This is a genomic window from Chimaeribacter coloradensis, assembly GCF_002858715.1.
Classification (GTDB): Bacteria; Pseudomonadota; Gammaproteobacteria; order Enterobacterales; family Enterobacteriaceae; genus Chimaeribacter; species Chimaeribacter coloradensis.
This window is the reverse complement of the sequence record NZ_PJZH01000026.1, coordinates 1-23845: the sequence shown is the minus strand read 5'-3', so window position 1 is coordinate 23845 and position 23845 is coordinate 1. Positions and strand designations below refer to the sequence as shown.

Below are 23845 nucleotides of genomic sequence, written 5' to 3'. Positions count from 1 at the left end.
ATGCGATCCTTCGCCTGCGCGTTAATGGCGCGGCGCGTCATCTTCCGGCTCAAGCACCTGCTCTTCCCCGCGGAAGCGCTCGATCAGCTTAAACAGCAGGCTGAGGAAGATGCCGACAATGGTCGCCAGCGCCATGCCCTTCAGCTCTGCCGCGCCGATGTGCACCTTCGCGCCGCTGACGCCGATGATCAAAATCACTGAGGTGAGGATCAGGTTCTGCGCCTTGTTGTAGTCCACTTTGGACTCAATCAGCACCCGGATGCCGGACGCGCCGATCACGCCGTACAGCAGCAGCGACACCCCGCCCATCACCGGCACCGGCACCGCCTGGATCGCCGCCGCCAGCTTGCCGACGCACGACAGCAGAATTGCCAGAATCGCCGCGCCGCCGATCACCCAGGTGCTGTAGACCTTGGTGATCGCCATCACGCCGATGTTCTCCCCGTAGGTGGTGTTCGGCGTGGAGCCGAAGAAACCGGAGATCATGGTGGAGAGGCCGTTGGCAAACATTGAACGGTGCAGGCCCGGGTCGCGCAGCAGATCTTTCTTCACGATGTTCGCCGTCACCACCAGGTGGCCGACATGCTCAGCGATCACCACCAGCGCAGCGGGCAGGATGGTCAGCATCGCCACCCACTCAAACCGCGGGGTGTAGAAGGTCGGCAGCGCGAACCAGTGAGCCTCGCGGATCGGGGCCGCATCCACCACGCCCATAAAGAAGGAGAGCGCATAGCCCACCAGCACGCCGATCAGGATCGGGATAATCGCCAGGAAGCCGCGGAACAGCACCGAGCCGAGCACCGTTACCGCCAGCGTCACCAGTGAGATGGTCACGGTTTTGCCGTCCACCGACGCACCGTCCGCCGGCAGCAGCCCGGCCATATTGGCCGCCACGCCCGCCAGCTCCAGCCCGATCACCGCGACAATCGCGCCCATCGCCGCCGGCGGAAAGATGACGTTAATCCAGCCGGTGCCGGCCTTTTTCACAATCAGCGCCACCAGGCAGAACAGCGCGCCGCAGAGGATAAAGCCGCCGAGCGCCACCTCATACCCCAGCGGCAACAGCAGCAGCACCGGGGAGATAAAGGCGAAGCTCGACCCCAGGTAGGCCGGGATCTTCCCTTTGCAGATAAACAGGTAAAGCAGTGTGCCGATGCCGTTAAACAGCAGCACCGTGGCCGGGTTGACTTTAAACAGGATCGGCACCAGCACGGTAGCGCCGAACATAGCAAACAAGTGCTGGAAACTTAACGGAATCGTTTGCAGCAGCGGTGGGCGCTCGCTCACCCCGATGGCGCGACGGGTCATCTCTCTATCCTCATACGGTGTTATTGATGGACGGCGTGGGAAAACAGTCAAAAAAAAGCCGACTTCTCAGCCGGCTTAAATGCTTATTTAGTACCAAATATTTTGTCGCCTGCATCGCCGAGGCCCGGCACGATGTAGCCTTTTTCATTCAGGTACTGGTCAATTGAGGCGGTGAACAGTTCGACGTCCGGGTGCGCTTTTTCCAGCGCCGCGATCCCTTCCGGGGCAGCAACCAGCACCAGCACTTTGATGCTGGTACAACCGGCTTTTTTCAGCAGGTCGATGGTGGCGATCATGGAACCGCCGGTTGCCAGCATCGGGTCAACCACCAGCGCCATGCGCTCTTCAATGTTGGACACCAGTTTCTGGAAGTACGGCACCGGCTCCAGCGTCTCTTCGTCACGGTACACACCGACCACGCTGATGCGCGCGCTCGGGACGTGCTCCAGGACGCCTTCCATCATGCCGAGGCCGGCACGCAGGATCGGCACCACAGTGATTTTTTTGCCTTTGATCTGGTCTACTTCAACCGGCCCGCACCAACCATCAATGGTCACCTTTTCGGTTTCCAGATCGGCGGTCGCTTCATAGGTCAGCAAACTCCCCACTTCAGAAGCCAGTTCGCGAAAGCGTTTGGTGCTGATGTCGTTTTCACGCATCAGGCCCAGCTTATGTTTTACCAGCGGGTGTTTTACCTCAACGATCTTCATAATTATTCTCCCCTACGATGGTTGACGGCCAAAAAAAAATCGCGAGATTATAACGCCTTTTTTTTATCGCGCCACCGCTAATCGCCTGATCAGGATCAACTGATTTTCGATAAACAGTATAGAAGGCAAAACCCCTTTCCCCCGCATAAGCCACTCGCAAACGTTTGCCTGGGCTGTTAGAATTGCCGCGCTCAATTTTAACCACCAACCGCAATCCGCCGTGGGGACCCAGCAGTGACCGATAAAACCTCTCTCAGCTATAAAGACGCAGGTGTGGATATTGATGCAGGAAATGCATTGGTAGACCGTATCAAAGGTGTAGTGAAGCAGACCCGCCGCCCGGAAGTGATGGGTGGGCTGGGCGGTTTCGGTGCCCTGTGTGCGCTGCCGCAAAAATACCGCGAGCCGGTTCTGGTATCCGGCACCGACGGCGTCGGCACCAAGCTGCGTCTGGCGATGGATCTGAAGCGCCATGACACCATCGGCATCGATCTGGTGGCGATGTGCGTCAACGACCTGGTGGTTCAGGGCGCGGAGCCGCTGTTCTTCCTGGACTACTACGCAACCGGCAAGCTGGACGTCGACACCGCCGCCAGCGTGATCACCGGCATCGCCGAAGGGTGCAAACAGGCCGGCTGTGCGCTGGTGGGCGGTGAAACCGCCGAGATGCCGGGGATGTACCACGGCGAGGATTACGACGTCGCCGGGTTCTGCGTCGGCGTGGTCGAGAAGTCTGAGATCATCGACGGCAGCAAAGTGCAGGACGGCGATGTGCTGGTGGCACTCGGTGCCAGCGGCCCGCACTCCAACGGCTACTCGCTGGTGCGCAAGATCCTGGAAGTCAGCAATACCGATGCCGCCACCGAGCAGCTCGGCGGCCAATCGCTGGCCGATCACCTGCTGGCCCCGACCAAAATCTACGTGAAGTCGATCCTGAGCCTGATTGAGCAGGTTGAGGTGCATGCCATCGCCCACCTGACCGGCGGCGGTTTCTGGGAGAACATCCCGCGCGTGCTGCCGGCCGGCACCCAGGCGGTGATTGACGAGGCGAGCTGGGAGTGGCCGGCGGTGTTCAGCTGGCTGCAACAGGCCGGTAACGTCAGCCGCCATGAGATGTACCGCACCTTTAACTGCGGCGTGGGCATGGTGATTGCCCTGCCGGCGGCCGTGGCGGATCAGGCGGTGGAGCTTCTGACCGCTTCCGGCGAGAAGGCGTGGAAAATCGGCCATATCAAGGCGTCTGATGCCGCGGAACAGGTGGTAATCGGCTGATGAAAAAGATCGTGGTGCTGGTATCCGGCCAGGGGAGCAATCTCCAGGCGCTGATCGATGCCTGCCGACAGGGAGGTCTCCACGCTTCTATCGCCGCCGTTTTCAGCAACAAAGCCGGGGCCTATGGGCTGGAACGCGCCCGCGACGCGGGCATTCCGGCACGCTCGCTGGACGCGCGTGACTTCGCTGACCGCGCGGCCTTTGACGCCGCGCTGGCGGAGCAGATTGACGCCTTCGCGCCCGACCTGATTGTGCTGGCGGGGTATATGCGCATCCTCAGCGCTGAGTTCGTCCGGCACTATGCCGGGCGGATGCTGAACATCCACCCCTCCCTGCTGCCGAAATACCCCGGCCTGCACACCCACCGCCTGGCGCTGGCCAACGGCGACGCCGAGCACGGAACGTCGGTGCATTTCGTCACTGAAGAACTGGATGGCGGCCCGGTGATCCTGCAAGCCAGGGTGCCGGTGTTTGACGGCGACAGCGAAGAGGATTTGCAGGCGCGTATTCAGGTGCAGGAGCACCAGATCTACCCGCTGGTGGCGCAGTGGTTTGTTACCGGCCGCCTGATCATGCAGGAGGGTGCCGCCTGGCTGGATGGCGGGCGGCTGCCGCCGGAGGGGTATGCGGCAGATTAGGCGGCGGCCGCCCTCGCAAGTGACTTCTTTTTAGATCGAGGTGTGTTGCGTTGGCATACGCTCGCTGTCTTTCTGCGGCCCCGCTGCCACTGGGTTAAGTGGTATGTTTCGGTTGTTTATATGCGCCTATCTGCCTGACTTTAAAACAGCTCGAGGTATGTTGCGTTGGCAAACGCCCGGCGTCTTTCTGCGGCCCCGCTGCCGCCACCGCGCAAGGGGCGCGTAAGCGCGCGCCCCTTGCATCCCCGCGCTTTTGGGTGATCCGGCAGAATTATTGGCCGCTCCCGCGGCTCCCCTCCAGCGTCCTCCGGGCTTTTCGGGCCGGGACAGACACGCTCCCGGCGTGACTGTCCCTTTCGCGGGCGTCCATGCCCGCTCACCCGGCCCTGCGTCCTCGTCGGCAATAATTTAATGCCCCCACCTCCTCTGCAAATCCTCGGCTATGTAAGGAAAGAGTAGATAAGATCTTTTTAATATTTGGAGAGAATGCAGACGCGGTATCACATAAAAATGCAGAGCCAAAAGATCACACAGTACGCCAAAAAAAACTTCTTCTACTATTTCGTCACATACCTTTTGGTTTGCAGAAATGGTGGGGGCGTAAAAATCATTGTCGAATGGAGCCGCAGGGTTACGTGAGCATACATCGCGCCCAAAAACCTCCCCTACTATTTCCTTACATACTTGCTGGTTTGCAGAAGTGGTGGGGGCGTAAAAATCATTGCCGAGTGGAGGCGCAGGGCCGGGCGAACGGGCAGGACGCCCGTGAGAGTCGCAGCCACGCCGGGAGCGTGTCTGCGGCGGCCCGATCAGCCCGGAGATGTAACGAGGGGACACGCGAGAGCGTGCAATGATTCAGCCAAACCACCGAAAGCGCGCGGGTGCAGGGCCGGCGCGCCGGCAGGCCCTGCTCGGTTGAGGCTCGGAAAGCCGGGCAGACAAATACACATAAACAACCGAAACCTGCCACCTAACTCATTAAAAGCTGTACCGCGTACATCAATTCCCCCGGGTGCAGGGCCACCCCTCTGCTACCCAAATCTCCCCGTAATATAATCCTCTGTCCGCCGCTGGCGCGGTGACGTAAACAGCCGGTCGGTGTCGCCATACTCCACCACCGCGCCCTGGTGGATAAACGCCGTGTAATCGGAGACGCGCGCCGCCTGCTGCATGTTGTGTGTCACCAGCACCACCGTAAACCGCTCCTTCAGCGCGCCGATCAGCTCCTCAATCGTCAGCGTCGAAATCGGGTCCAGCGCCGAGGTCGGCTCGTCCAGCAGCAACACTTCCGGCTCAATCGCGATCGCCCGCGCAATCACCAGCCGCTGCTGCTGGCCGCTGGAGAGCCGCAGCGCGTTCTCCTTCAGCCGGTCTTTCACCTCGTGCCACAGCGCCGCCGCGCGCAGGGCGGCTTCCACCGCCTCATCCAGCACCCGCCGGTCGCGGACGCCCTGCACCCGCAGGCCATACACCACATTCTCGTAAATCGACTTCGGGAACGGGTTCGGCCGCTGGAACACCATCCCGACCCGCCGCCGCAGCGCCGTCACGTCCACCCCACCGCCATACACCGACTGGCCGCCGAGGCGGATGTCGCCCTCAATCCGGCACGGCTCCAGCAGATCATTCATCCGGTTAAAACAGCGCAACAGCGTCGATTTCCCGCAGCCGGAGGGGCCGATCAGCGCCGTGACCCGGTGGCGCGGAATGCGCAGCGAAATATCATGCAGCGCCTGCTTGCCGCCGTACCACAGGTTCAGCGCCTGCACCTCCAGCGCGGTGTCGGCATCGCTGAGCCGTGACACATCCGGCAACGGCTCGCCGCCCAGTATCGATCTCATCACTCTCTCCTGCACAGGCCGGGCATCAGATGCCCAGCGAACGGAATTTCTCACGCAGTGAATGGCGCAGCCCCATCGCCGCCAGGTTCAGGCCGACGACCATCACCACCAGCAGCAGCGCCGTGGCGTAGACCAGCGGCTGGGCCGCCTCCACGTTCGGGCTTTGCAGCGCCATGTCGTAGATCTGGAAGCCCAGATGCATAAATTTACGGTCAAGGTGGAGGTAAGGGAAAATGCTGTCCACCGGCAACGCCGGGACGGACTTCACCACCCCCACCAGCATCAGCGGTGCCGTCTCCCCCGCTGCCCGGGCGATGGCCAGGATCATGCCGGTGAGCATCGCCGGCACCGCCATCGGCAGCACGATCCGCCAGAGCGTCTGCGCCTGTGTCGCTCCCAGCGCCAGCGAGCCCTGCCGCAACGCCACCGGAATGCGGGACAGCCCCTCCTCCGTGGCGACAATCACCACCGGCAGCGTCAGCAGCGCCAGCGTCAGCGCCGCCCACAGCACGCCGGGGGTACCGAAGGTCGGGTCGGGCAAGGCCTGCGGGAACAGTAATTGATCCAGCGAGCCGCCGATCACATAGACAAAAAAGCCCAGCCCGAACACGCCATACACAATCGACGGCACCCCCGCCAGGTTCACCACCGCAATCCGCAGCAGCCGCGTCAGCCAGTGCCTGCCTGCGTACTCATGCAGGTAGACGGCGGCGATCACCCCCAGCGGCATCACCATCACCGACATCAGCACCACCATCAGCACCGTGCCGAACAGCGCCGGGAAGATGCCGCCGGCGGTGTTGGAGGCGCGCGGGTTTTCGCTGAGGAAGGCCCAGCCCGCCCGCAGCGTATGCATAAACTTCTGCGGCAGGCTCATGGCGTTCGGGTACCAGGCGTTGTGCACCCCGCTCAGCGGCAGGGTGTGGATCTGCCCGGCGGCATCCCGCAGCAGCAGCGCGTCGCGCTGCCGCGCCTGGTTCAGCCCCTCCAGCTCGTGCGTCAGGCGGCTGAACTGATACTCCACCTCAATCCGCTCGGCGTGTAACCGGGAGACCGCACGCGGGGTGAGCTGCCCGTTCATCGCCAGCCGCCGCTCCTCCAGCCGCAGCGCCTCAAACCGGTGGTTAACGTGCGCCAGCGCATGGTGCTGTAAATGCTGGGCGCGGGCCGCCAGCGCCCGGTTCTCCGGGATGCGCCGCAACAGCTCCGCCGCCAGATTGCGCGCCACCAGCGGCTGGCCATTCTCCAGCATCCCCGCCAGGGTGCCGTAGGCCAGCCCGCTCTCTTCACGGTCCAGCACCAGCACCTCCGGCGGCGCGCGGCGCGACTGCACGTCGCTTTCGGCCAGCAGCACAAACTCCCGCGCACTCTCCGGCCCGGGGGCCAGATCGCGGTTACCCACTTTCACCAGCAGGCGCGTCAGGGCGGCGGGCGCGTCCGGCGGCAGCGGGACACCGGCTTCGCGCAGCTGCTGCTGCGGCACCGACGGCCGGGCGTACAGCTCACCCAGCAATTGGCTCTGCCCGGCCAGCGGGGCGCGCAGGGTAAACTGGTACACGGTCGCGGGCCAGAAGCTGCGCACCCCCTGCCCCGCCAGCAGCAGGATAATCCCGGCCAGCGCCAGCACGCTCACCGCCACGGCCGCTGCCGTCAGCCAAATCCACGGGGTACCCGCCCGCCGCCAGTGGGTCATGCCCCCTCCTGATTCTGGCTGTAGCGCGTCCGCAGCCGCTGGCGGATCAGCTCCGCCAGCGTGTTCAGCACAAAGGTAAAGAGGAACAGCACCAGCGCCGTCAGCATCAGCACCCGGTAGTGGCCGCTGTCTGCCACCGCTTCCGGCAGCTCAATGGCGATATTGGCTGCCAGCGCGCGCAGCCCCTGCAACAGGCTGCCATCCATGATCGGCGTGTTGCCGGTCGCCATCAGCACAATCATCGTCTCCCCCACGGCCCGGCCAAAGCCAATCATCAACGCGGAGAAGATCCCGGCCCCGGCGGCGGGCATGATCACCCGGCGCAGGGTCTGCCACGGCGTCGCCCCCAGCGCCAGCGAGCCCTGGCTCAGCAGCGGCGGCACGCTGAACAGCGCATCCTCCGCCAGGGTGAAGATCACCGGCACCAGCGCGAAGCCCATTGCCACCCCGACCACCAGCGTATTGCGCGGCTGGTAGCCCTCGCCGAACCACTGGGCCAGCGGCATCCCGAACAGCGTCTGCTCCAGCCAGGGGCTGAGGCGGCACACCAGCCAGACGCTCCCGGCCAGCAGCGGCAGCAGGAAGAAGACTTCGCGCCCGGCAGTGCGCCAGCGCAAACGCGCCGCCAGCGTCACCAGCGCCAGCAGCCACGGCAGCAGCAGCACGCCGAACAGGATATGTTGCAGCATCGGCGCCAGCCAGATACCGGCAATCAACCCGATCACCACCGTCGGCAGCGCGCCCATCACCTCCAGCGCCGGTTTCACCAGCCGCCGCAGGCGCGGGGTCATAAACCAGGCGGTATAGGCCGCGCCGCTCAGCGCCAGCGGCACCGCAAACAGCATCGCGCAGAGCGCCGCTTTCAGCGTCCCGGCAATCACCGGCATCAGGCTGAATTTAGGCTGGTAGCCCTCGGCAGCCGAGGTGCTCTGCCAGACGTAGGCCGGTTCCGGGTAGCCCTCATACCAGACTTTCTGCCACAGGCTGCGCAGGCTGATGTCCGGGTAGGGGTTGGTGATGCAGAAGGAGAGCCAGCCGGTGGCCGTCTCGGCCAGCAGCGCGTCTCCCTGCGGGGAGAAGGCGATACTGCGCACGTTGGGCAGGGGGCGGCTCAGCAGCGGGCCGGTCTGCACGGCGGCATTCAGCGTCAGCGTGTTGCGGGTGTCGAGGGTGGCGAAAACCCGGCGCATCGGCTCGGCGGCCAGCTGGGTCACGTTCTGTGGGGCGAAGTCGCGGATGCGCGTCAGCCGCGGCCCCTGCGGGCCGTTGACGTCAAACCACTGGCTGAGGCGGCCGCCGGCGTTCACCAGCAGGGAGCCGCCGCCGCTGAGCAGCGTGACCGACACCGGCCCGCGATCCGCCAGCACCACGCTCTGGCGCAGCCCAAGCGCGCCGTTGCGCAGGGTGTAGACCTGCAACAGCGGCCCGGTCTGGACAAACAGCAGGCGGCCGTTGGGGGTCAGGTTCAGGGAGTCGGGCATTGCCGCCAGCGGCAGGGTAAGATCGAGGCCGGACGGCAGCTCGCGCACCCGCAGGCGGCGGTCAGCAGTGACGGCCGCCACCCGCAGCGGCGCGCCCTCTCCCGCCACCAGCGACAACCGCACCAGCGGCCGGCCGTTGCCGTCAATCACCTGCGGCCCCTGCCCCTGCGGGAACGCCCAGTGGGGCGGCTGCCCGGCTACCGGCATCACCGGCTGCACCAGCGTCAGGCGGCCATCGGCGTGGCCGAGGCCATAGATCGGCAGCACACCGCCGGTGTGGGCCAGCGCGGTCACGGGCGGTGCCAGCGGCGTAGTCAGCGGCGTAACGGGAGAGGCCGCTGGTCTGGCTGCCGAAAGCGGAATAAAGGCCCCCTGCCCGCGCGCGTCCAGCCGGTAGCCCCAGTGGTGGTCCGGCAGCATCCCCAGCGCCAGCGCCGGCGGGTCGGTATTCACGCGCAGCGTGACCGGTTCACTCATGGAGGCCGGCCGGAACAGCGGCCAGATGCTGTAAAGCAGCCAGACAAAAATCAGCATCAGCGTGACCAGCACCAGCATACCGCAGCCGGTAACGCCGTAGCGGATCAGGCGGTCGTGCCTCGCGCGGCGACGGTCCGATGAAAGAGGTAGGTCACGTATCTGCACTGCCCATCCTGCATGAAAAAAGGAAAATAGCCCGGCATTACTGCGGCGCATTCCGCCCGCCAATGCCGCGTCTGACCGGGCATCTTATGCCAGTTTAATGATCAATGCATGACAATGTTAACCTCTGAGAATGGTTGGACTTTGTTGTCATTATTTCGCAATAATGTTGTGAGAGACTCGCCACCCATTACAGGGGATGGGTCTTTATGCACTGTGTTTCGCACGATGACTCCCCCCTGAAATTTGTATGCCGGAAAGGCACAGCCCGTTCAGTGGCCTACGGGAAAAGCTTCAGGCTCAATGAATGGAGTGACAATGGGACAAGAAAAGCTATACACAGAAAAAGAGCTGAGTTGGTTATCGTTCAACGAGCGGGTGTTGCAGGAAGCGGCGGACAAATCGAACCCGCTGATCGAACGGATGCGCTTTCTGGGCATCTACTCAAATAATCTTGATGAATTCTACAAAGTCCGTTTTGCTGAGCTGAAACGCCGCATTCTGATCAGTGAAGAACAGGGTTCAATGGGCGCCTCGCGCCACCTGCTGAAACGCATTCAGGCCAAAGTGCTGAAAACCGAGCAGGAGTTTGACAACCTTTATAATGACCTGCTGCTGGAGATGGCGCGCAACCAGATCTTCCTGATCAACGAACGCCAGCTCTCTGAAAACCAGCAGACCTGGCTGCGTCACTACTTCAAACACTTCCTGCGCCCCTATATCACGCCGATTCTGGTGGATCAGGACACCAACCTGGTGCAGTTCCTGAAGGATGACTACACCTACCTGGCGGTTGAGATTATCCGCGGCGAGCAGATTAACTACGCGCTGCTGGAGATCCCGTCTGACAAGGTGCCGCGCTTTGTGGATCTGCCGCCGGAAGCGCCGCGCCGCCGCAAGCCGATGATCCTGCTCGACAATATCCTGCGCAACTGCCTGGATGACATCTTCAAGGGCTTCTTCGATTATGACGCGCTCAACGCCTACTCCATGAAGATGACGCGTGACGCCGAATACGATCTGGTCACGGAGATGGAGTCGAGCCTGCTGGAGCTGATGTCCTCCAGCCTCAAACAGCGCCTGACGGCGGAGCCGGTGCGTTTTGTCTACCAGCGCGACATGCCGGACGAGATGGTGGAACTGCTGCGCGAAAAGCTCGGCATCTCCAACTATGACTCGGTCATCCCTGGCGGCCGCTACCACAACTTCAAAGATTTCATCGGTTTCCCGAACGTCGGCAAGGCCAATCTGGTCAACCGGCCGATGCCGCAGCTGCGCCACATCTGGTTTGACCGTTTCCGCAACGGCTTTGACGCCATCCGCGAACGTGACGTGCTGCTCTACTACCCCTACCACACCTTCGAGCATGTGCTGGAGCTGCTGCGCCAGGCGTCGTTTGACCCGAGCGTGCTGGCGATCAAGATCAACATCTACCGCGTGGCGAAAGACTCCCGCATCATCGAGTCGATGATCCATGCCGCGCACAACGGCAAGAAAGTCACGGTGGTGGTGGAGCTGCAGGCGCGCTTCGACGAAGAGGCCAACATCCACTGGGCCAAGCGGCTGACCGAGGCCGGGGTGCATGTGATCTTCTCCGCGCCGGGGCTGAAGATCCACGCCAAGCTGTTTTTGATCTCCCGCCTGGAGAATGACGAGATCGTCCGTTATGCGCACATCGGCACCGGGAACTTCAACGAAAAAACCGCCCGCCTCTATACGGACTACTCGCTGATCACCGCCGACGCCCGCATCACCAACGAAGTGCGCCGGGTGTTCAACTTTATTGAGAACCCTTACCGCCCGGTGACCTTCGACCACCTGATGGTGTCGCCGCAGAACTCGCGCCGGATGCTCTATGCACTGATCGATCAGGAGATCATCAACGTCCAGTCCGGCGGCAAGGGCGGCATTATTCTGAAAATTAACAACCTGGTGGATAAAGGATTAATCGACCGGCTTTACGCGGCGTCCGGGGTCGGGGTGAAGATCCGCCTGCTGGTGCGCGGCATGTGCTCCCTGGTGCCGGACCTGCCGGGCATCAGCGAAAACATCCAGGTAACCAGTATTGTCGACCGGTTCCTGGAGCACGATCGGGTCTATGTCTTTGAAAATAATGGCGACCATAAAGTGTTCCTCTCCTCTGCTGACTGGATGACGCGCAACATCGACTTCCGCATTGAAGTGGCGGTCGGGCTGCTCGATCCGCGCCTCAAACAGCGGGTGCTGGATATCCTCGACATCCTGCTCAATGACACCGTCAAAGCACGTTATATTGATAAAGAGCTGAGTAACCGGTATGTTCCGCGCGGCAACCGCCGTAAGGTAAGGGCGCAGACTGCCATTTACCATTATCTAAAGACTCTGGAACAACCAGACAAACAGGCCTGAGACTATGCCGTTACAACACATTCCTTCTGTCAAACCCCAGGAAATTGCCGCTGTCGATCTCGGCTCGAACAGCTTCCATATGGTGATCGCCCGGGTGGTCAACGGGGCGCTGCAAGTGCTCGGCCGCCTGAAGCAGCGGGTGCACCTGGCCGACGGGCTGGACAACCACAACGTCCTGAGCGAAGAGGCGATGCAGCGGGGCCTGGCCTGTCTGGCGCTGTTTGCTGAACGGCTCCAGGGTTTCTCACCGGACAATGTCACCATCGTCGGCACCCATACCCTGCGTGAGGCGGTGAATGCGGAAGAGTTCCTGAAGCGCGCCGCTGAGGTGATCCCCTACCCGATTGAGATCATCTCCGGGCAGGAGGAGGCGCGCCTGATCTTTATGGGCGTTGAGCATACCCAGCCGGAGAAGGGGCGCAAACTGGTGGTGGACATCGGCGGCGGCTCCACGGAGCTGGTGATCGGTGAGGATTTCGAGCCGCTGCTGGCCGAAAGCCGCCGGATGGGCTGTGTGAGTTTCGGCCAGATCTTCTTCCGGGATGGCGAGCTCAGCCCGGCCAGTTTCCGCCGCGCCCGCCTGGCGGCGGCGCAGAAGCTGGAGACGCTGGCGTGGCAGTACCGCATCCAGGGCTGGCAGTATGCGCTGGGGGCCTCCGGCTCCATCAAAGCCACCGTCGAGGTGCTGGTGGAGAGCGGCGAGAAGGATGGCCTGATCACCCCGGAGCGGCTGGAGTCGCTGGTGGCGCAGGTGCTGAAGTTTAAAAACGTCAAATCCCTGAGCCTGCCGGGCCTCTCTGAAGACCGCAAAACGGTGTTTGTGCCGGGGCTGGCGATTTTGTGCGGCGTGTTCGACGCGCTGGCGCTGAAATCGCTGCGCCTGTCAGACGGCGCGCTGCGTGAAGGGGTGCTGTATGAGATGGAGGGCCGCTTCCGCCATCAGGACATCCGTAGCCGCACCGCGCGCAGCCTGGCCGACCACTACAACATTGACCGTGAGCAGGCGCGCCGGGTGCTGGACACCAGCGTCCACCTCTACGGCCAGTGGCAGGCGCAGAACCCGAAGCTGGTGCACCCGCAACTGGAAGCGCTGCTGAAGTGGGCGGCGCTGCTGCATGAGGTGGGGCTGAGCATCAACCACACCGGGATGCACCGCCATTCGGCCTATATCCTGCAAAACACCAACCTGCCGGGCTTCAACCAGGAGCAGCAGATGCTGCTGGCGGCGCTGGTGCGGCTGCACCGCAAGGCGATCAAGCTCGAAGAGCTGCCGCGCCTGAACCTGTTCCGCAAAAAAGAGTACCTGCCGCTGATCCAGCTGCTGCGCCTGGGGGCGTTGCTGAACAACCAGCGCCAGTCCACCACCACGCCGGAGACCCTGCGGCTGGAGACGGACGATAACCACTGGACGCTGACCTTCCCGGCCGGTTACCTCTCGCAGAATATGCTGGTGCAGCTCGACATCGAGCGCGAGCAGGAGTACTGGAATGACGTCACCGGCTGGAAGCTGCACATTGCGGAGGAGCCGTCAGCCGGCGACGCCGCTGACGCAGTGGACGCGCCCGACGCCTGACCGGCCCGGCGGCAGCCTTCCCGGTTGCCGCCGTTCCCTCTTCCGCTTCAGGCGTCACCGCCGTTCCCTGGCCGCCTCCCCGATCCCTCCCCGCTTGACCCAGATCATGGCAGGCGCGGTTACCGCGCGGTTTTCAGCCGCCGTTTAGCCGCGATTTACCCGGCTCCCCTATCTTAAGGCACAAACGGCCGTCTGCTGCTTTTTCAGGCTGGACAGGCTTTTTGAAAAGCTTTTACACTTTCCATGCACATCCACCCATTACCGGGTGCCCGCTGCGGCCCCCTGCTCTGGAGAACCCTATGCGCCGGCGCACAAACGTCCGCATCACGAAGCTTATTCTGGCCATCAGCTTTATCATCCTGTTCGGGCGCATGATTTACGCCGGGATCGGGGCGGTGTCACACCATCAGGAGAAGCAGCGCCTCGCCCCTGACCAGACCTCCGCCCAGCCGGTGACCCCGCGCTGACCCGCAGCGCACCCCGCCGCCATGTTCTACCCTTGATCACAGCCCGGTGAGGGGATGCCGCGCCGCTGGCGCTTGATTGCACATAAAAGGGAACCCGATGTCTGCCGCTAATCACAACACGAAAAAACTTGCGGAAACGCGCAGCCGCATCCTGGCGCTGCTGCAAAACAATGATGAACTGGTAGAGGATCTGCTCGGGGAGCGTGAACCCGATGCGCCGCCCAGCGCGCCGGCGCTGCTCGACCAGACGGCTGAACTCCAGCTGCTGCTGCGCGGCCTGCACGCCGCCGACCTCGCCGACCTGCTGGAGGCGCTGCCGCGTGACGAACGCCTGGCGCTCTGGGGGCTGGTGGGCAACACCGTCCGCGGCCGGGTGCTGGTGGAAGCCAGTGAAACCGTGTGGGACAGCCTGATCGAAGAGATGAGTGACCGCGACCTGCTGCGGGCGATCGCGACGCTGGACATCGACGAACAGGTCTACCTGGCGGAATACCTGCCGCGTAACCTCACCGGGCGGGTGCTCACCGCCCTGGAGCCGGAGCAGCGCGCCCAGGTGCGGGAAGTGATGAAATTTGACCGCGACACCGTGGGCCGCATCATGGATTTCGAGCTGGTGACGGTGCGCCCCAGGGTGACGCTGGCCGCGGTGCAGCGCTACCTGCGTAAACGCGGGCGCGTGCCGGACTCCACCGACAAAGTGTTCGTCACTGACCGGCGCAATACCCTGCTCGGCGAGCTGCCGCTGACCGCCATCCTGCTGCACCCGCCGAAAATGACCGTGGCGGAGCTGATGGATCGTGACCCGACCACCTTCACGCCCGATGAGAAAGCGGAAGACGCCGCTGGGGCCTTTGAGCGCTATAACCTGATCACCGCGCCGGTGGTGGATGCGCGCGGCAAACTCATGGGGCGCCTGACGGTGGAGGAGATCCTCGATGTGGTCAATGAGGAGAGTGACAACAACCTGCGGCGCATGGGCGGCCTCAGCCAGGAGGAGGATCTCTTCTCGCCGGTGGGCAAAGCGGTGCGCAACCGCTGGGCATGGCTGGCGATCAACCTCTGTACCGCCTTTGTCGCCTCCCGGGTGATCGGCCTGTTTGAACACACCATTTCCCAACTGGTGGCGCTGGCCGCGCTGATGCCGATTGTCGCCGGGATCGGCGGTAATACCGGCAACCAGACCATCACCATGATTGTGCGCGCGCTGGCGCTGCACCAGCTCCAGAGCGGCAGCGTCTCTTTCCTGATGCTGCGCGAGCTGGGGGTCGCGCTGATCAACGGGCTGGTGTGGGGCGGGCTGATGGGCGTGGTCACCTGGCTGCTCTACCACGACTGGCAGATGGGCGCGGTGATGACGCTGGCGATGGTGCTGAACCTGCTGGTGGCGGCGCTGATGGGGGTCATTATCCCCACCGCGATGGTGCGCTTCGGCCGCGATCCGGCGGTCGGCTCCAGCGTGATGATCACCGCCATCACCGATACGGGCGGTTTTTTCATCTTCCTCGGCCTGGCGACCCTGTTCCTGCTGTAGCCCGCCGTTGGCCCATGCCGCGAAATACCCTCCTCATACCGGGCTGATGCCGCGATTGGCCCGCCTCTTCTGCGCTACACTAGGCACAACCAGGCCCGCAGCGTGGGAAAATTCACCACCCGGCTTTCCTGCGTTACTATTACATTGATAAGACATGCTACTGAGTCAGGCATCCGCGCGGAACCGGATGCCCGCCCCACGCACTGCGGCACCCGGCCCTGCTGCGCCCGGTGGCTCACCTAAAAAGGCCCTGATGTGGAAAGCAACCTTAACCTGGCAGCGGTACAACAGAGAAGCCCCGGCTGGCGCACGCTGGGCGGCCTGATCCTGCTGGTCTTTTTACTGGCGCTGTTCTGCCTGAAATTTACGCTGGTGGACGGGCTGATCGTCTCGTTGTGGCTGCCCACCGCGCTGATGATCGCCATGCTTTACCGCTTTTCACACCGCCACTGGCCGCTGCTGCTGATCGGGTCCGCCGCGGCGATGGCCGCCGCTAACCTGATCTGCGGGGTGCCGCCCGGCTTCTACCTGCCGCTGACGCTGGTCAACGTGGCGGAGTCGATGCTGGCCGCCACCCTGCTGCACCGGCTGTTACCGGCCATCGACCCGCTGGAGAATGTAGCGAGCTGGATTAAGTTTGTGCTGGCCGCCGTGGTGTTCACGCCGATGGTCAGCGCCTTCGTGATGCTGATCCCGCACCTGCACACCCCGGAGCTGCTGCCGAACCGTTTTCGCATCTGGTTTATCTCCGAGGCGCTCGGCATCCTGACCGTCACGCCGCTGGGGCTGCTGTTCCGCCCCGTTTCGTTGGCGCGCCTGCTCCACTCGCCGCGCCTGCCGGAGGTGCTGATGATGCTGGTGGGCACGCTGGGGGCGAGCTATCTGGCGCTGTTCTGGCTGCCCTACCCGTTCGCCTTTATCTCCATCCCGCTGCTCACCGCCTCTATCCGCCTGCAACGCCTGGAGGCGCTGCTGATCTTCTTCGCCCTGACGGTGATGGTGGCGCTGCTGATCGCCGGCGGGCAGCTCGCCCATATCCGCTACCCCGCCAACGCCTCCCCGCTGCTTAACTATCTGCCGCTGCTGCTGATTTTGCTGCCGGCCAACGCCATGACCATTGTGATGCATGGGCTGAGGGTCGAGCGCGCGCACATCGTGGAGAGTGAGAACCGCTTCCGCAACGCGATGGAGTACTCCGCCATCGGCATGGCGCTGGTGTCGCCGCAGGGGCACTGGCTCCAGGTCAACCATGCGCTCTGCACGCTGCTCGGCTACAGCGCCGAGTCGCTGAAGAAGATGACTTTCCAGGACATCACCTACCCCGACGATCTTGACCTCGATCTGCAACAGCTCCAGGCGCTGCTGGACGGCACCATCCAGAGCTACACCCTGGAGAAGCGCTACTGCCGCCAGGACGGCCAGATCGTCTGGGCGATGCTGGCGGTGTCGCTGGTGCGGGACGAGCGGCAGCGACCGCTCTACTTTATTTCACAGATCGAGGACATCAGCAGCCTGAAGCAGTCAGAGCAGGCCAACAGCCGGCTGGCTGAGGCGCTGCATGAGGAGAAAGAGCGGCTGCACATCACCCTCGACGCCATTAAAGAGGCGGTGATCTGCACCAACCGCGCCAAGGCGATCACCTTTATGAACCCGGTGGCCGAGCGGATGACCGGCTGGCGGGCGGAACAGGCGATGGGCCAGCACATCGATGAGGTGGTGCACCTGACGCGCGGCCTGGAAGGCGCACGCGTGGCCAACCTGCTGCCGTTTGACATCAACGAAGGGCTGAACAGCCCGATTGAGCAGGCGCTGGTGCTCCATAACAACAAAGGCGAGTCCTTTGAGGTGCAGCGCGCCGTTTCGCCGCTGCGGACGCTGGATCAGGAGCTGCTCGGCATGGTGCTGGTGTTGCAGGATGTCAGCAAATCCCGCGAGCTGATGCGCAAGCTGAGCTACAACGCCTCCCACGATGCCCTGACCGGCCTGCCGAACCGCACCAGCTTCGAGCGCGAACTGCATCAGGCGCTGATGCTCACCGCCAACGAGGGGCAGCAGCACGGGCTCGCGTTCCTGGATCTCGACCGCTTCAAGGCGGTGAACGATACCGCCGGCCACGCCGCCGGGGATGAGCTGCTGCGGCAAATCAGCCGGCTGATGCAGGAGTGCCTGCGCAACAGCGACCGGCTGGCGCGGCTCGGCGGCGATGAGTTCGCCATCCTGATGTTTGACTGCGCGCTGGAACCGGCGCGCGACCGGGTCAAAACCGTGGTGCAGAAGATCAACGACTTCCGTTTCACCTGGAATGAAAAGCTCTACCGCATCGGTGCCAGCGCCGGGGTGACGCAGATAGCCGACCCGCAGCTCACCGCCGGGGAGCTGATGTCCCAGGCGGACGTCGCCTGTTATGCCGCCAAACACAGCGGGCGCGGGCAGGTGGTGGTTTATCAGGCGCGCCAGACGCTGCTGATGGAGCAGGACAGCGTGCTGCTCTCCCCGGCACAGATCGCGCGCATCCTGGAAGAGAACCAGCTGACGCTCACGGCGCGCGCCGTGGCCCCGCCGAAAACCCCGCTGGCGACCTGCTTCTACCAGCTGGCGGTAGAAGTGGCGGCCGCCGAGGAGACCGGGGCCACCAATGAGGCGTTCCACGCCACGGTGGCGTTGCAGGGGCTGGAAGCGAATGTGGATGCCTGGCTGGTGCGCCGGGTACTGCTGGCCTATGGGCCGGAGATTGCCCGCAAAGGGATCACCGTGGCGCTGACGCTGAGCGAAAGCGGGCTGACCAGCCCGGCGCTGCATGCGGCACTGTTCAGCGCCCTGCGCCAGACGGTGATCCCGCCGTCGCTGCTGCTGTTCCGGCTCGATGAGAGCGTGCTGCTGCAACATCAGGCGGCGGCCGAACCCCTGCTGAAAACGCTGAAACAGCAGGGCTGCGGGGTGATCGTCGCCCATGTGGGCCACCAGCTGGCGGCGCTCAGCGAGCTGCCGTCGGGGCTGGCGGACTACCTGCAGCTCGACCCGCAATTTATCGCGCAGGTCCACTGCAACCAGATGGATGAGATCCTGGTGAATATTGTGCACGGCACCGCCCACCGGTTGCAGGCGCAGTCCATCGCCGGGCCGGCCGACCTGCCGGCCACCCACCAGAAACTGATTGAGCTGGGCATCGACCTGATTGAGGGCGAGGTGGTGTCGCCGCCGCAGTCGCTGGAAGCGATGCTCAGCAGCGGCTATTTTTCGATCCGCTGACGCCGGTGCCGGGCATTTCCCTCAGGCACTGCCCTCCGGCACCCAGTCGGCGGCGAGCCACAGGTGCAGCGTGGCGTAGGAGCGGAACGGCTGCCAGCGCGCCGCATAACGCGTAATCTGCCCCGGCGTCATGCCGGGAAAGCGCTGTTTGATCAGGTAGTCACTGGTGAGGAACACGTCCCGCGCCGCCCAGGCGCGCATCCCGATGTAGCTGGCCGTCCAGGGGCCGATGCCCGGCTGCGCCAGCAGTTGCCGCATCCCCTGCTCCGCGTCCGGCACCGCGTCCACCTCCAGCGCCCCGTCCGCCACCGCCTGTGACAGCGCAATCAGGCATGCGGAGCGCCGCGCCTGCACGCCGATCGACCGCAGGTCATCCACCGTCAGGCGGGCGACGGTTTCTGCTGCCGGGAACAGCACGCTGAGGCCATCGTGCGGCGTCTCCAGCCGGTCGCCCCAGCGTGCCGCCAGCCGCTCCGTCAGGGTCGCCGCCATCTTCACGCTCACCAGCTGGCCGAGCATCCCGCGTACTGTCTGCTCATACCCCTGCACCGACCCGGCCAGCCGCAGCCCCGGCCGGTCAGCGGCCAGTGGCCCCAGCACCGCGGCGATCGCCTGCGGGTCGGCATCCAGATCCCACTGCCGCCGCACCCGCCGCACCACCTCCTGCCGTTGCGGGTGCAGCGAGGGGGAGATGCGCAGCGCCAGCGCCGCCTCGCCCGGAACCGGGCTGATGTGGCAGCAGCCGGGCACGCCGTTAACCACCAGCGTGCGCCGGTAGTGGTGCGCGTCCCCTGATTCCACCCCGGCGATGGCGCGGGTGCGCAGGAAGCCGTTAACCAGCGCCCAGTCGTAGGGCGGGATATAAGGCAGCAGGGTTATCTCGGGGTGCCACAGGGCGGGGTCAGTCACAGGCGAACTCCTTTCAGCGCAAAACCTCAAGTTAAGCCGCCCCGGCCCGATCCTGTCAATTTCCCGGCGGCGATAAAAAAGGGCACCCGGAGGTGCCCTGTGCTGCGGTCAGCCATTACTCGAAGCTGTAGGCCAGCGTCAGGCCGCCGCCCCAGTTGCGGCCGGGGGCCGGCTCAAAGTAGCGGCCGTTGCCCTCGTTGACGATCACCGAGCCGACATAGTGCCGGTCAAACAGGTTATCCACGCGGCCGAACAGATCCAGCAGCCAGTTGCCGTGGCGGAACTTGTAGCCGGTGTTCAACCCCGTCACCGCATAAGAGGGGGCCTGTTCGCTGTTTTCGTCATTGGCCTGGATATCGCTCATGTAACGGATGTCGCCGCCCGCGTACCAGCCCTCCTCCGGCTCCCAGCCCAGCGAGGCGTACCCCATATTGCGGGCGATGCCCGGAAGGCGGTGCCCGGCGGTGCCGCTGCAGACGCCCTCGCTGCACTGGTCATCCCGGTAGGTGGCGTCCAGCAGCGTCCAGGCCAGGTTAAGCCGCCACGCCTCGCCGAACTGCTGGTCCAGCGCCAGCTCCACCCCGCGGCGGCGGGTTTTCCCGGCGTTGGTGTAGCTGGTGCGGCCGTTGCTGCTCTCCGCCACCACGATCTCATTACTGGTGCGGGTTTCAAACAGCGCCGTGGTGAACAGCCCGTTGCCGACGCGCAGTTTGCTGCCCAGTTCCACGCTATCGCTGGTGGCCGGTTGCAGGGCGAAGTTCAGCCCCGCCAGCCCGTTGCTGCGGTAGGAAAGCTCATTGATGGTCGGCGTCTCCACGCCGCGCCCGGCGGAGGCGTAGAGGTTCCAGCCGTCGTTTACCGCGTATTTCAGCGAGCCGACCGGCAGCCAGCGGTGGTAGTTGGCGTCACCGCTGTCATCGCCGTTGCCCGGCGTCACGTAGTGGTCGTTGGAGTCGAAGTTCACCGTGGTGTAGCGCACCCCGGCGTCCAGCGTCCATTTTGGCGTCAACTGCCAGGAGGTTTGCAGGTAGGGGTCGAGGTTCCACATCAGGTTACGCTCATTGCGGCGCAGGTTGCCCATGTTGCCCAGCTCGGTCACCCCGTTGTTCTGCGTGAAGTTCTCATAGCCTTTGCGCTGCTCGGTCATGGTCTCGTAGTCCAGCCCGGCGGTAAGGGTCACCGGCACCACCAGCTCGCCGCGGTGCGTCCAGCGGGTGTCGATGCCCTGGTAGTGGCGGGTCAGGTCGATCACCCCGCCCGGCTGCTGCGGGTTGGCCTGGGTCGCGACCGGGATCGACTGGTACTGGGTGGTTTCGCGCTCCCCGGCGTAGGCCATGATGCTCAGATCATCCTTTTCCCCCAGTTCACGCTGGTAGTGCAGCCCCGCCTGGGTCTGGGAGGTGGTTTTGCGGGTATTGAACTGCTCCGCGCGCGTCGCCTGGCGCGGGTTGTCGTGCCACTGGGCGCTGGTCAAACCGCCGGGGTCGTCGGCGTCGATGTCCACGCTGTTGAAGATCAGCGTCAGGGTGCTGACCTCATCGATGCGCACGCCGAGTTTGGCGTTGCCGAGGTTTTTCTGTGCGGCGCTGTGGTCGCGGTAGCCGTGGGTGGTGAAGCGGGTGGCGGAGACGGCGTAGTTAACGTCACCGGCCTGGGTACCGTCCCCGGCCGCGCCGGTGGCTTTCACGCCGTAGCGCCAGCTGCCGTAGCTGCCGTAATACATACCCGCCTCCAGCGTCGCGGGCTGGCTGCCGGTCACGGTCTCCACGTTGACCACGCCGCCGGAGGCGTTGCCGTAGAGCGCCGAATAGGGGCCGCGCAGCACCTCGACGCGGTCAACGGAGTTGAGGTCGATGTTGGAGGTGTAGCCCTGCCCGTCCGGCATGGTGGCGGGAATGCCGTCCACATAGATGCGCACGCCGCGTACGCCATACATGGAGCGCGCACCGAAGCCGCGCACCGAGAGCTGCAAATCCTGCGCATAGTTCTGCCGGTTCTGCACCTGCAGGCCGGGCACCGCCCCCAGGCTTTCAGAGAGGTTGATCTCCGGCTTCGCGCGCCGGAAATCCTCCCCGTTGACCACACTGACGGCGGCCGGGGTGTCGAGTTCAGAGAGGCCGGCGGGGGCCGGGGTGGCTGTCACCACCATGGTCTGTTCCGGGTTATCGGCGGCCTGTGCGCCGGGCAGCCACGGCAGCAGCGCCGGGATCATCAGCGAGCAGGCAGAACGTGCAGTACGGTTTTTTTTCATGAGGTATCGCGCCAAAAAGGAAAAATGAACCAAAAGGGAACATCCGCCGCGTAGCCTACTTCATCCCGGATAGCCTGTTAACCGGTGTTTATATAGCGTTAATCCGTTGTTGATAAAAGCGCACCAGTTAAGGCAGCCGTCACGCGGGCCGGGGCGGTATCAGGAGTATAGGAGTTGATGCTGATAAAACCGGATAATTTCACCGCAGCCGCCCCGTCACAGCGGGTTTGGCTTGCCCGGCGCGCCGCTCTCCGGTAAAGTCGCGCCCTTTTATTTGGCATGGGGGTAAGAGATGTTTATCGGTTTTGACTACGGCACGGCGAACTGTTCAGTGGCGGTAATGCGCGATGGCGACGCCGTGTTGCTGCCGCTGGAGAAGGAGACACCCTACCTGCCCTCCATGCTGGCGGCCCCGACCCGCGAGGCGGTCAGTGAGTGCTTACATCGTCACTGGCAGGTGCCGACCGGCAGCGACGAGAACCAGCAGCTTCTGCGCCGCGCCGTGAACCTGAACCGCGAAGAGGACATTCCGGTCAACGCGGACAGCGTGCAGTTCGGGCTGGCGGCGCTGGCGCACTACGCGGAAGACCCGGAAGAGGTCTACTTCGTGAAGTCGCCGAAGTCGTTCCTGGGGGCCAACGGCCTGAAGCCGCAGCAGATTGCGCTGTTTGAGGATCTGGTGTGCGCGATGATGTTCCACATCAAGCGCCAGGCGGAGAAGACACTGCAACAGCCGATCACCCAGACGGTGATTGGCCGCCCGGTCAACTTCCAGGGCACCGGCGGCGATGAGGCCAACGAACAGGCGCAGGGTATTCTGCACCGGGCGGCGGCGCGCGCCGGGTTCCGGGACATCGCCTTCCAGTTTGAGCCGGTGGCGGCGGGGCTGGATTTCGAGGCGACGCTGACGGAAGAGAAGACGGTGCTGGTGGTGGACATCGGCGGCGGGACCACCGACTGTTCGGTGCTGCTGATGGGGCCGGCCTGGCGCAACCAGGCCGATCGCCAGCAGAGCCTGCTGGGCCACAGCGGCTGCCGCGTGGGCGGTAACGATCTGGATATTATGCTCGCGTTCCGCCAGCTGATGCCGCTGTGCGGGCTGGGCAGTGAGACCACCAAAGGGCTGGGGATCCCGGCGCTGCCGTTCTGGAACGCGGTCGCGACCAACGATGTGCCGGCGCAGAGTGATTTTTACAGCGTGGCAAACGGCCGCCTGCTGCGTGACATGATCCGTGACGCCGCCGACCCGGCGCGCGTGCAGCGTTTGCTGAAGGTCTACCAGCAGCGCCTGAGCTACCGGCTGGTGCGCGCGGCGGAAGAGAGCAAGATCGCCCTCTCCCATGACGCGGAGATCCGCACCGCGCTGGACTTCGTGGAAGCCTCCCTGAGCGAGCGCATCACCCAGCAGCAGTTGGGCGAGGCGATCAGCCAGCCGCTGGCACGCATCCAGGAGCAGGTCACCGTGGCCCTGGAAGGCAGCGCCGTCACGCCGGACGTCATCTACCTCACCGGCGGCAGCGCCCGCTCCCCGCTGCTGCGCGCCGCGTTACAGGCCCAGCTCCCCGGCATCCCGTTGGTCGGCGGCAACGATTTTGGCTCCGTCACCGCGGGCCTCGCCCGTTGGGCTGAGGTGTTGTACCGGTAAAAGAAGATCCGCCCCTACTCTTTCCTTACATACTCACAAGTTTGCAGAGGCGGTGGGGGCGTAAAAATCATTGCCGAATGGAGCCGCAGGGCCGGGTGAGCGGGCAGGACGCCCGCGAAAGTCGCAGCCACGCCGGGAGCGTGTCTGCGGCGGCCCGATCAGCCCGGAGGCGAAATGAGGGTCACCCGCGGGAGCGGGCAATGATTCAGCCGGATCACCCAAGGCGCGGGGATGCAAGGGGCGCGCGCCT

Annotated in this window: 16 protein-coding genes; 8 read left to right on the top strand and 8 right to left on the bottom strand. The window is 64.0% G+C overall.

Annotated elements, in window-relative coordinates:
* Positions 1-21: 21 nt before the first annotated feature.
* The 3 genes from uraA to CYR32_RS21485 form a co-directional block, all read right to left on the bottom strand.
* Entirely contained in the window at positions 22-1308 is a 1287-nt protein-coding gene (gene uraA / locus CYR32_RS17610; RefSeq protein WP_101826462.1) for a uracil permease, read from the bottom strand.
* 83 nt (positions 1309-1391) lie between these two features.
* Positions 1392-2018, bottom strand: a complete 627-nt coding sequence (gene upp / locus CYR32_RS17605) for a uracil phosphoribosyltransferase (protein ID WP_101826461.1) — start codon at positions 2016-2018, stop codon at positions 1392-1394.
* Positions 2005-2223 carry a hypothetical protein gene (locus CYR32_RS21485; protein ID WP_146000720.1) on the bottom strand — a complete coding sequence of 73 codons (219 nt, stop codon included), beginning with the start codon at positions 2221-2223 and terminating at the stop codon, positions 2005-2007. Before CYR32_RS21485 ends, upp begins: the two co-directional genes overlap by 14 nt.
* A 29-nt stretch (positions 2224-2252) precedes the next feature.
* Between CYR32_RS21485 and purM the strand changes: the two genes are divergently transcribed.
* Positions 2253-3290 (top strand): phosphoribosylformylglycinamidine cyclo-ligase, encoded by a 1038-nt coding sequence (gene purM, locus CYR32_RS17600; protein ID WP_101826460.1) that lies wholly within the window; start codon positions 2253-2255, stop codon positions 3288-3290.
* The gene (purN, locus tag CYR32_RS17595; protein ID WP_101826459.1) at positions 3290-3928 is read left to right on the top strand and encodes a phosphoribosylglycinamide formyltransferase; all 639 of its coding nucleotides are present in this window, start codon (positions 3290-3292) and stop codon (positions 3926-3928) included. Before purM ends, purN begins: the two co-directional genes overlap by 1 nt.
* Before the next feature lie 1031 nt (positions 3929-4959).
* Here the strand turns inward: purN and pstB are convergent.
* The 3 genes from pstB to CYR32_RS17580 are packed head-to-tail and all read right to left on the bottom strand — an operon-like array spanning position 4960 to position 9498.
* Positions 4960-5769, bottom strand: a complete 810-nt coding sequence (pstB, locus tag CYR32_RS17590; protein WP_101826458.1) for a phosphate ABC transporter ATP-binding protein PstB — start codon at positions 5767-5769, stop codon at positions 4960-4962.
* 25 nt (positions 5770-5794) lie between these two features.
* A complete protein-coding gene (gene pstA, locus CYR32_RS17585) occupies positions 5795-7462 on the bottom strand; it encodes a phosphate ABC transporter permease PstA (RefSeq protein ID WP_101826457.1) in 1668 nt (555 codons plus the stop codon).
* Complete coding sequence (locus CYR32_RS17580) at positions 7459-9498, bottom strand: ABC transporter permease subunit (protein ID WP_241523861.1); 2040 nt, start codon at positions 9496-9498, stop codon at positions 7459-7461. Before CYR32_RS17580 ends, pstA begins: the two co-directional genes overlap by 4 nt.
* A 402-nt stretch (positions 9499-9900) precedes the next feature.
* On the opposite strand from CYR32_RS17580, the gene ppk1 reads away from it, so the two are divergent.
* The 5 genes from ppk1 to CYR32_RS17555 all read left to right on the top strand — a co-directional run bounded on the left by ppk1 (position 9901) and on the right by CYR32_RS17555 (position 18790).
* Positions 9901-11970: a polyphosphate kinase 1 gene (gene ppk1, locus CYR32_RS17575; protein ID WP_101826455.1), complete on the top strand. Its 2070-nt coding sequence runs from the start codon at positions 9901-9903 to the stop codon at positions 11968-11970.
* A 4-nt stretch (positions 11971-11974) separates the two neighbouring features.
* The gene (gene ppx, locus CYR32_RS17570; protein WP_101826454.1) at positions 11975-13543 is read left to right on the top strand and encodes an exopolyphosphatase; all 1569 of its coding nucleotides are present in this window, start codon (positions 11975-11977) and stop codon (positions 13541-13543) included.
* Positions 13544-13842: 299 nt separating this feature from the next.
* A complete protein-coding gene (locus CYR32_RS17565) occupies positions 13843-14010 on the top strand; it encodes a YfgG family protein (RefSeq protein WP_101826453.1) in 168 nt (55 codons plus the stop codon).
* Between the two features lie 97 nt (positions 14011-14107).
* Entirely contained in the window at positions 14108-15541 is a 1434-nt protein-coding gene (mgtE, locus tag CYR32_RS17560) for a magnesium transporter (protein WP_101826452.1), read from the top strand.
* A gap of 255 nt (positions 15542-15796) precedes the next feature.
* Positions 15797-18790 carry a PAS domain S-box protein gene (locus CYR32_RS17555; protein WP_101826451.1) on the top strand — a complete coding sequence of 998 codons (2994 nt, stop codon included), beginning with the start codon at positions 15797-15799 and terminating at the stop codon, positions 18788-18790.
* A 21-nt stretch (positions 18791-18811) separates the two neighbouring features.
* Here the strand turns inward: CYR32_RS17555 and alkA are convergent, their stop codons facing one another.
* Together alkA and pqqU are read right to left on the bottom strand one after the other, a co-directional pair.
* The gene (gene alkA / locus CYR32_RS17550) at positions 18812-19699 is read right to left on the bottom strand and encodes a DNA-3-methyladenine glycosylase 2 (RefSeq protein WP_241523857.1); all 888 of its coding nucleotides are present in this window, start codon (positions 19697-19699) and stop codon (positions 18812-18814) included.
* A gap of 115 nt (positions 19700-19814) precedes the next feature.
* Complete coding sequence (pqqU, locus tag CYR32_RS17545) at positions 19815-21950, bottom strand: TonB-dependent receptor PqqU (protein WP_101826450.1); 2136 nt, start codon at positions 21948-21950, stop codon at positions 19815-19817.
* 292 nt (positions 21951-22242) lie between these two features.
* Between pqqU and yegD the strand changes: the two genes are divergently transcribed.
* A complete protein-coding gene (yegD, locus tag CYR32_RS17540; RefSeq protein ID WP_101826449.1) occupies positions 22243-23595 on the top strand; it encodes a molecular chaperone in 1353 nt (450 codons plus the stop codon).
* Positions 23596-23845 lie beyond the last annotated feature (250 nt).

Excerpts from the sequence above, each read along its gene's own strand:
- pstB (WP_101826458.1), bottom strand. The coding sequence starts at position 5,769 with ATGAGATCGATACTGGGCGGCGAGCCGTTGCCGGATGTGTCACGGCTC.
- CYR32_RS17580 (WP_241523861.1), bottom strand. The coding sequence starts at position 9,498 with ATGCTGGTGCTGGTCACGCTGATGCTGATTTTTGTCTGGCTGCTTTAC.
- CYR32_RS17565 (WP_101826453.1), top strand. The coding sequence starts at position 13,843 with ATGCGCCGGCGCACAAACGTCCGCATCACGAAGCTTATTCTGGCCATC.
- upp (WP_101826461.1), bottom strand. The coding sequence starts at position 2,018 with ATGAAGATCGTTGAGGTAAAACACCCGCTGGTAAAACATAAGCTGGGC.
- uraA (WP_101826462.1), bottom strand. The coding sequence starts at position 1,308 with ATGACCCGTCGCGCCATCGGGGTGAGCGAGCGCCCACCGCTGCTGCAA.
- pstA (WP_101826457.1), bottom strand. The coding sequence starts at position 7,462 with ATGACCCACTGGCGGCGGGCGGGTACCCCGTGGATTTGGCTGACGGCA.
- pqqU (WP_101826450.1), bottom strand. The coding sequence starts at position 21,950 with ATGAAAAAAAACCGTACTGCACGTTCTGCCTGCTCGCTGATGATCCCG.
- ppk1 (WP_101826455.1), top strand. The coding sequence starts at position 9,901 with ATGGGACAAGAAAAGCTATACACAGAAAAAGAGCTGAGTTGGTTATCG.
- purN (WP_101826459.1), top strand. The coding sequence starts at position 3,290 with ATGAAAAAGATCGTGGTGCTGGTATCCGGCCAGGGGAGCAATCTCCAG.
- yegD (WP_101826449.1), top strand. The coding sequence starts at position 22,243 with ATGTTTATCGGTTTTGACTACGGCACGGCGAACTGTTCAGTGGCGGTA.
- ppx (WP_101826454.1), top strand. The coding sequence starts at position 11,975 with ATGCCGTTACAACACATTCCTTCTGTCAAACCCCAGGAAATTGCCGCT.
- mgtE (WP_101826452.1), top strand. The coding sequence starts at position 14,108 with ATGTCTGCCGCTAATCACAACACGAAAAAACTTGCGGAAACGCGCAGC.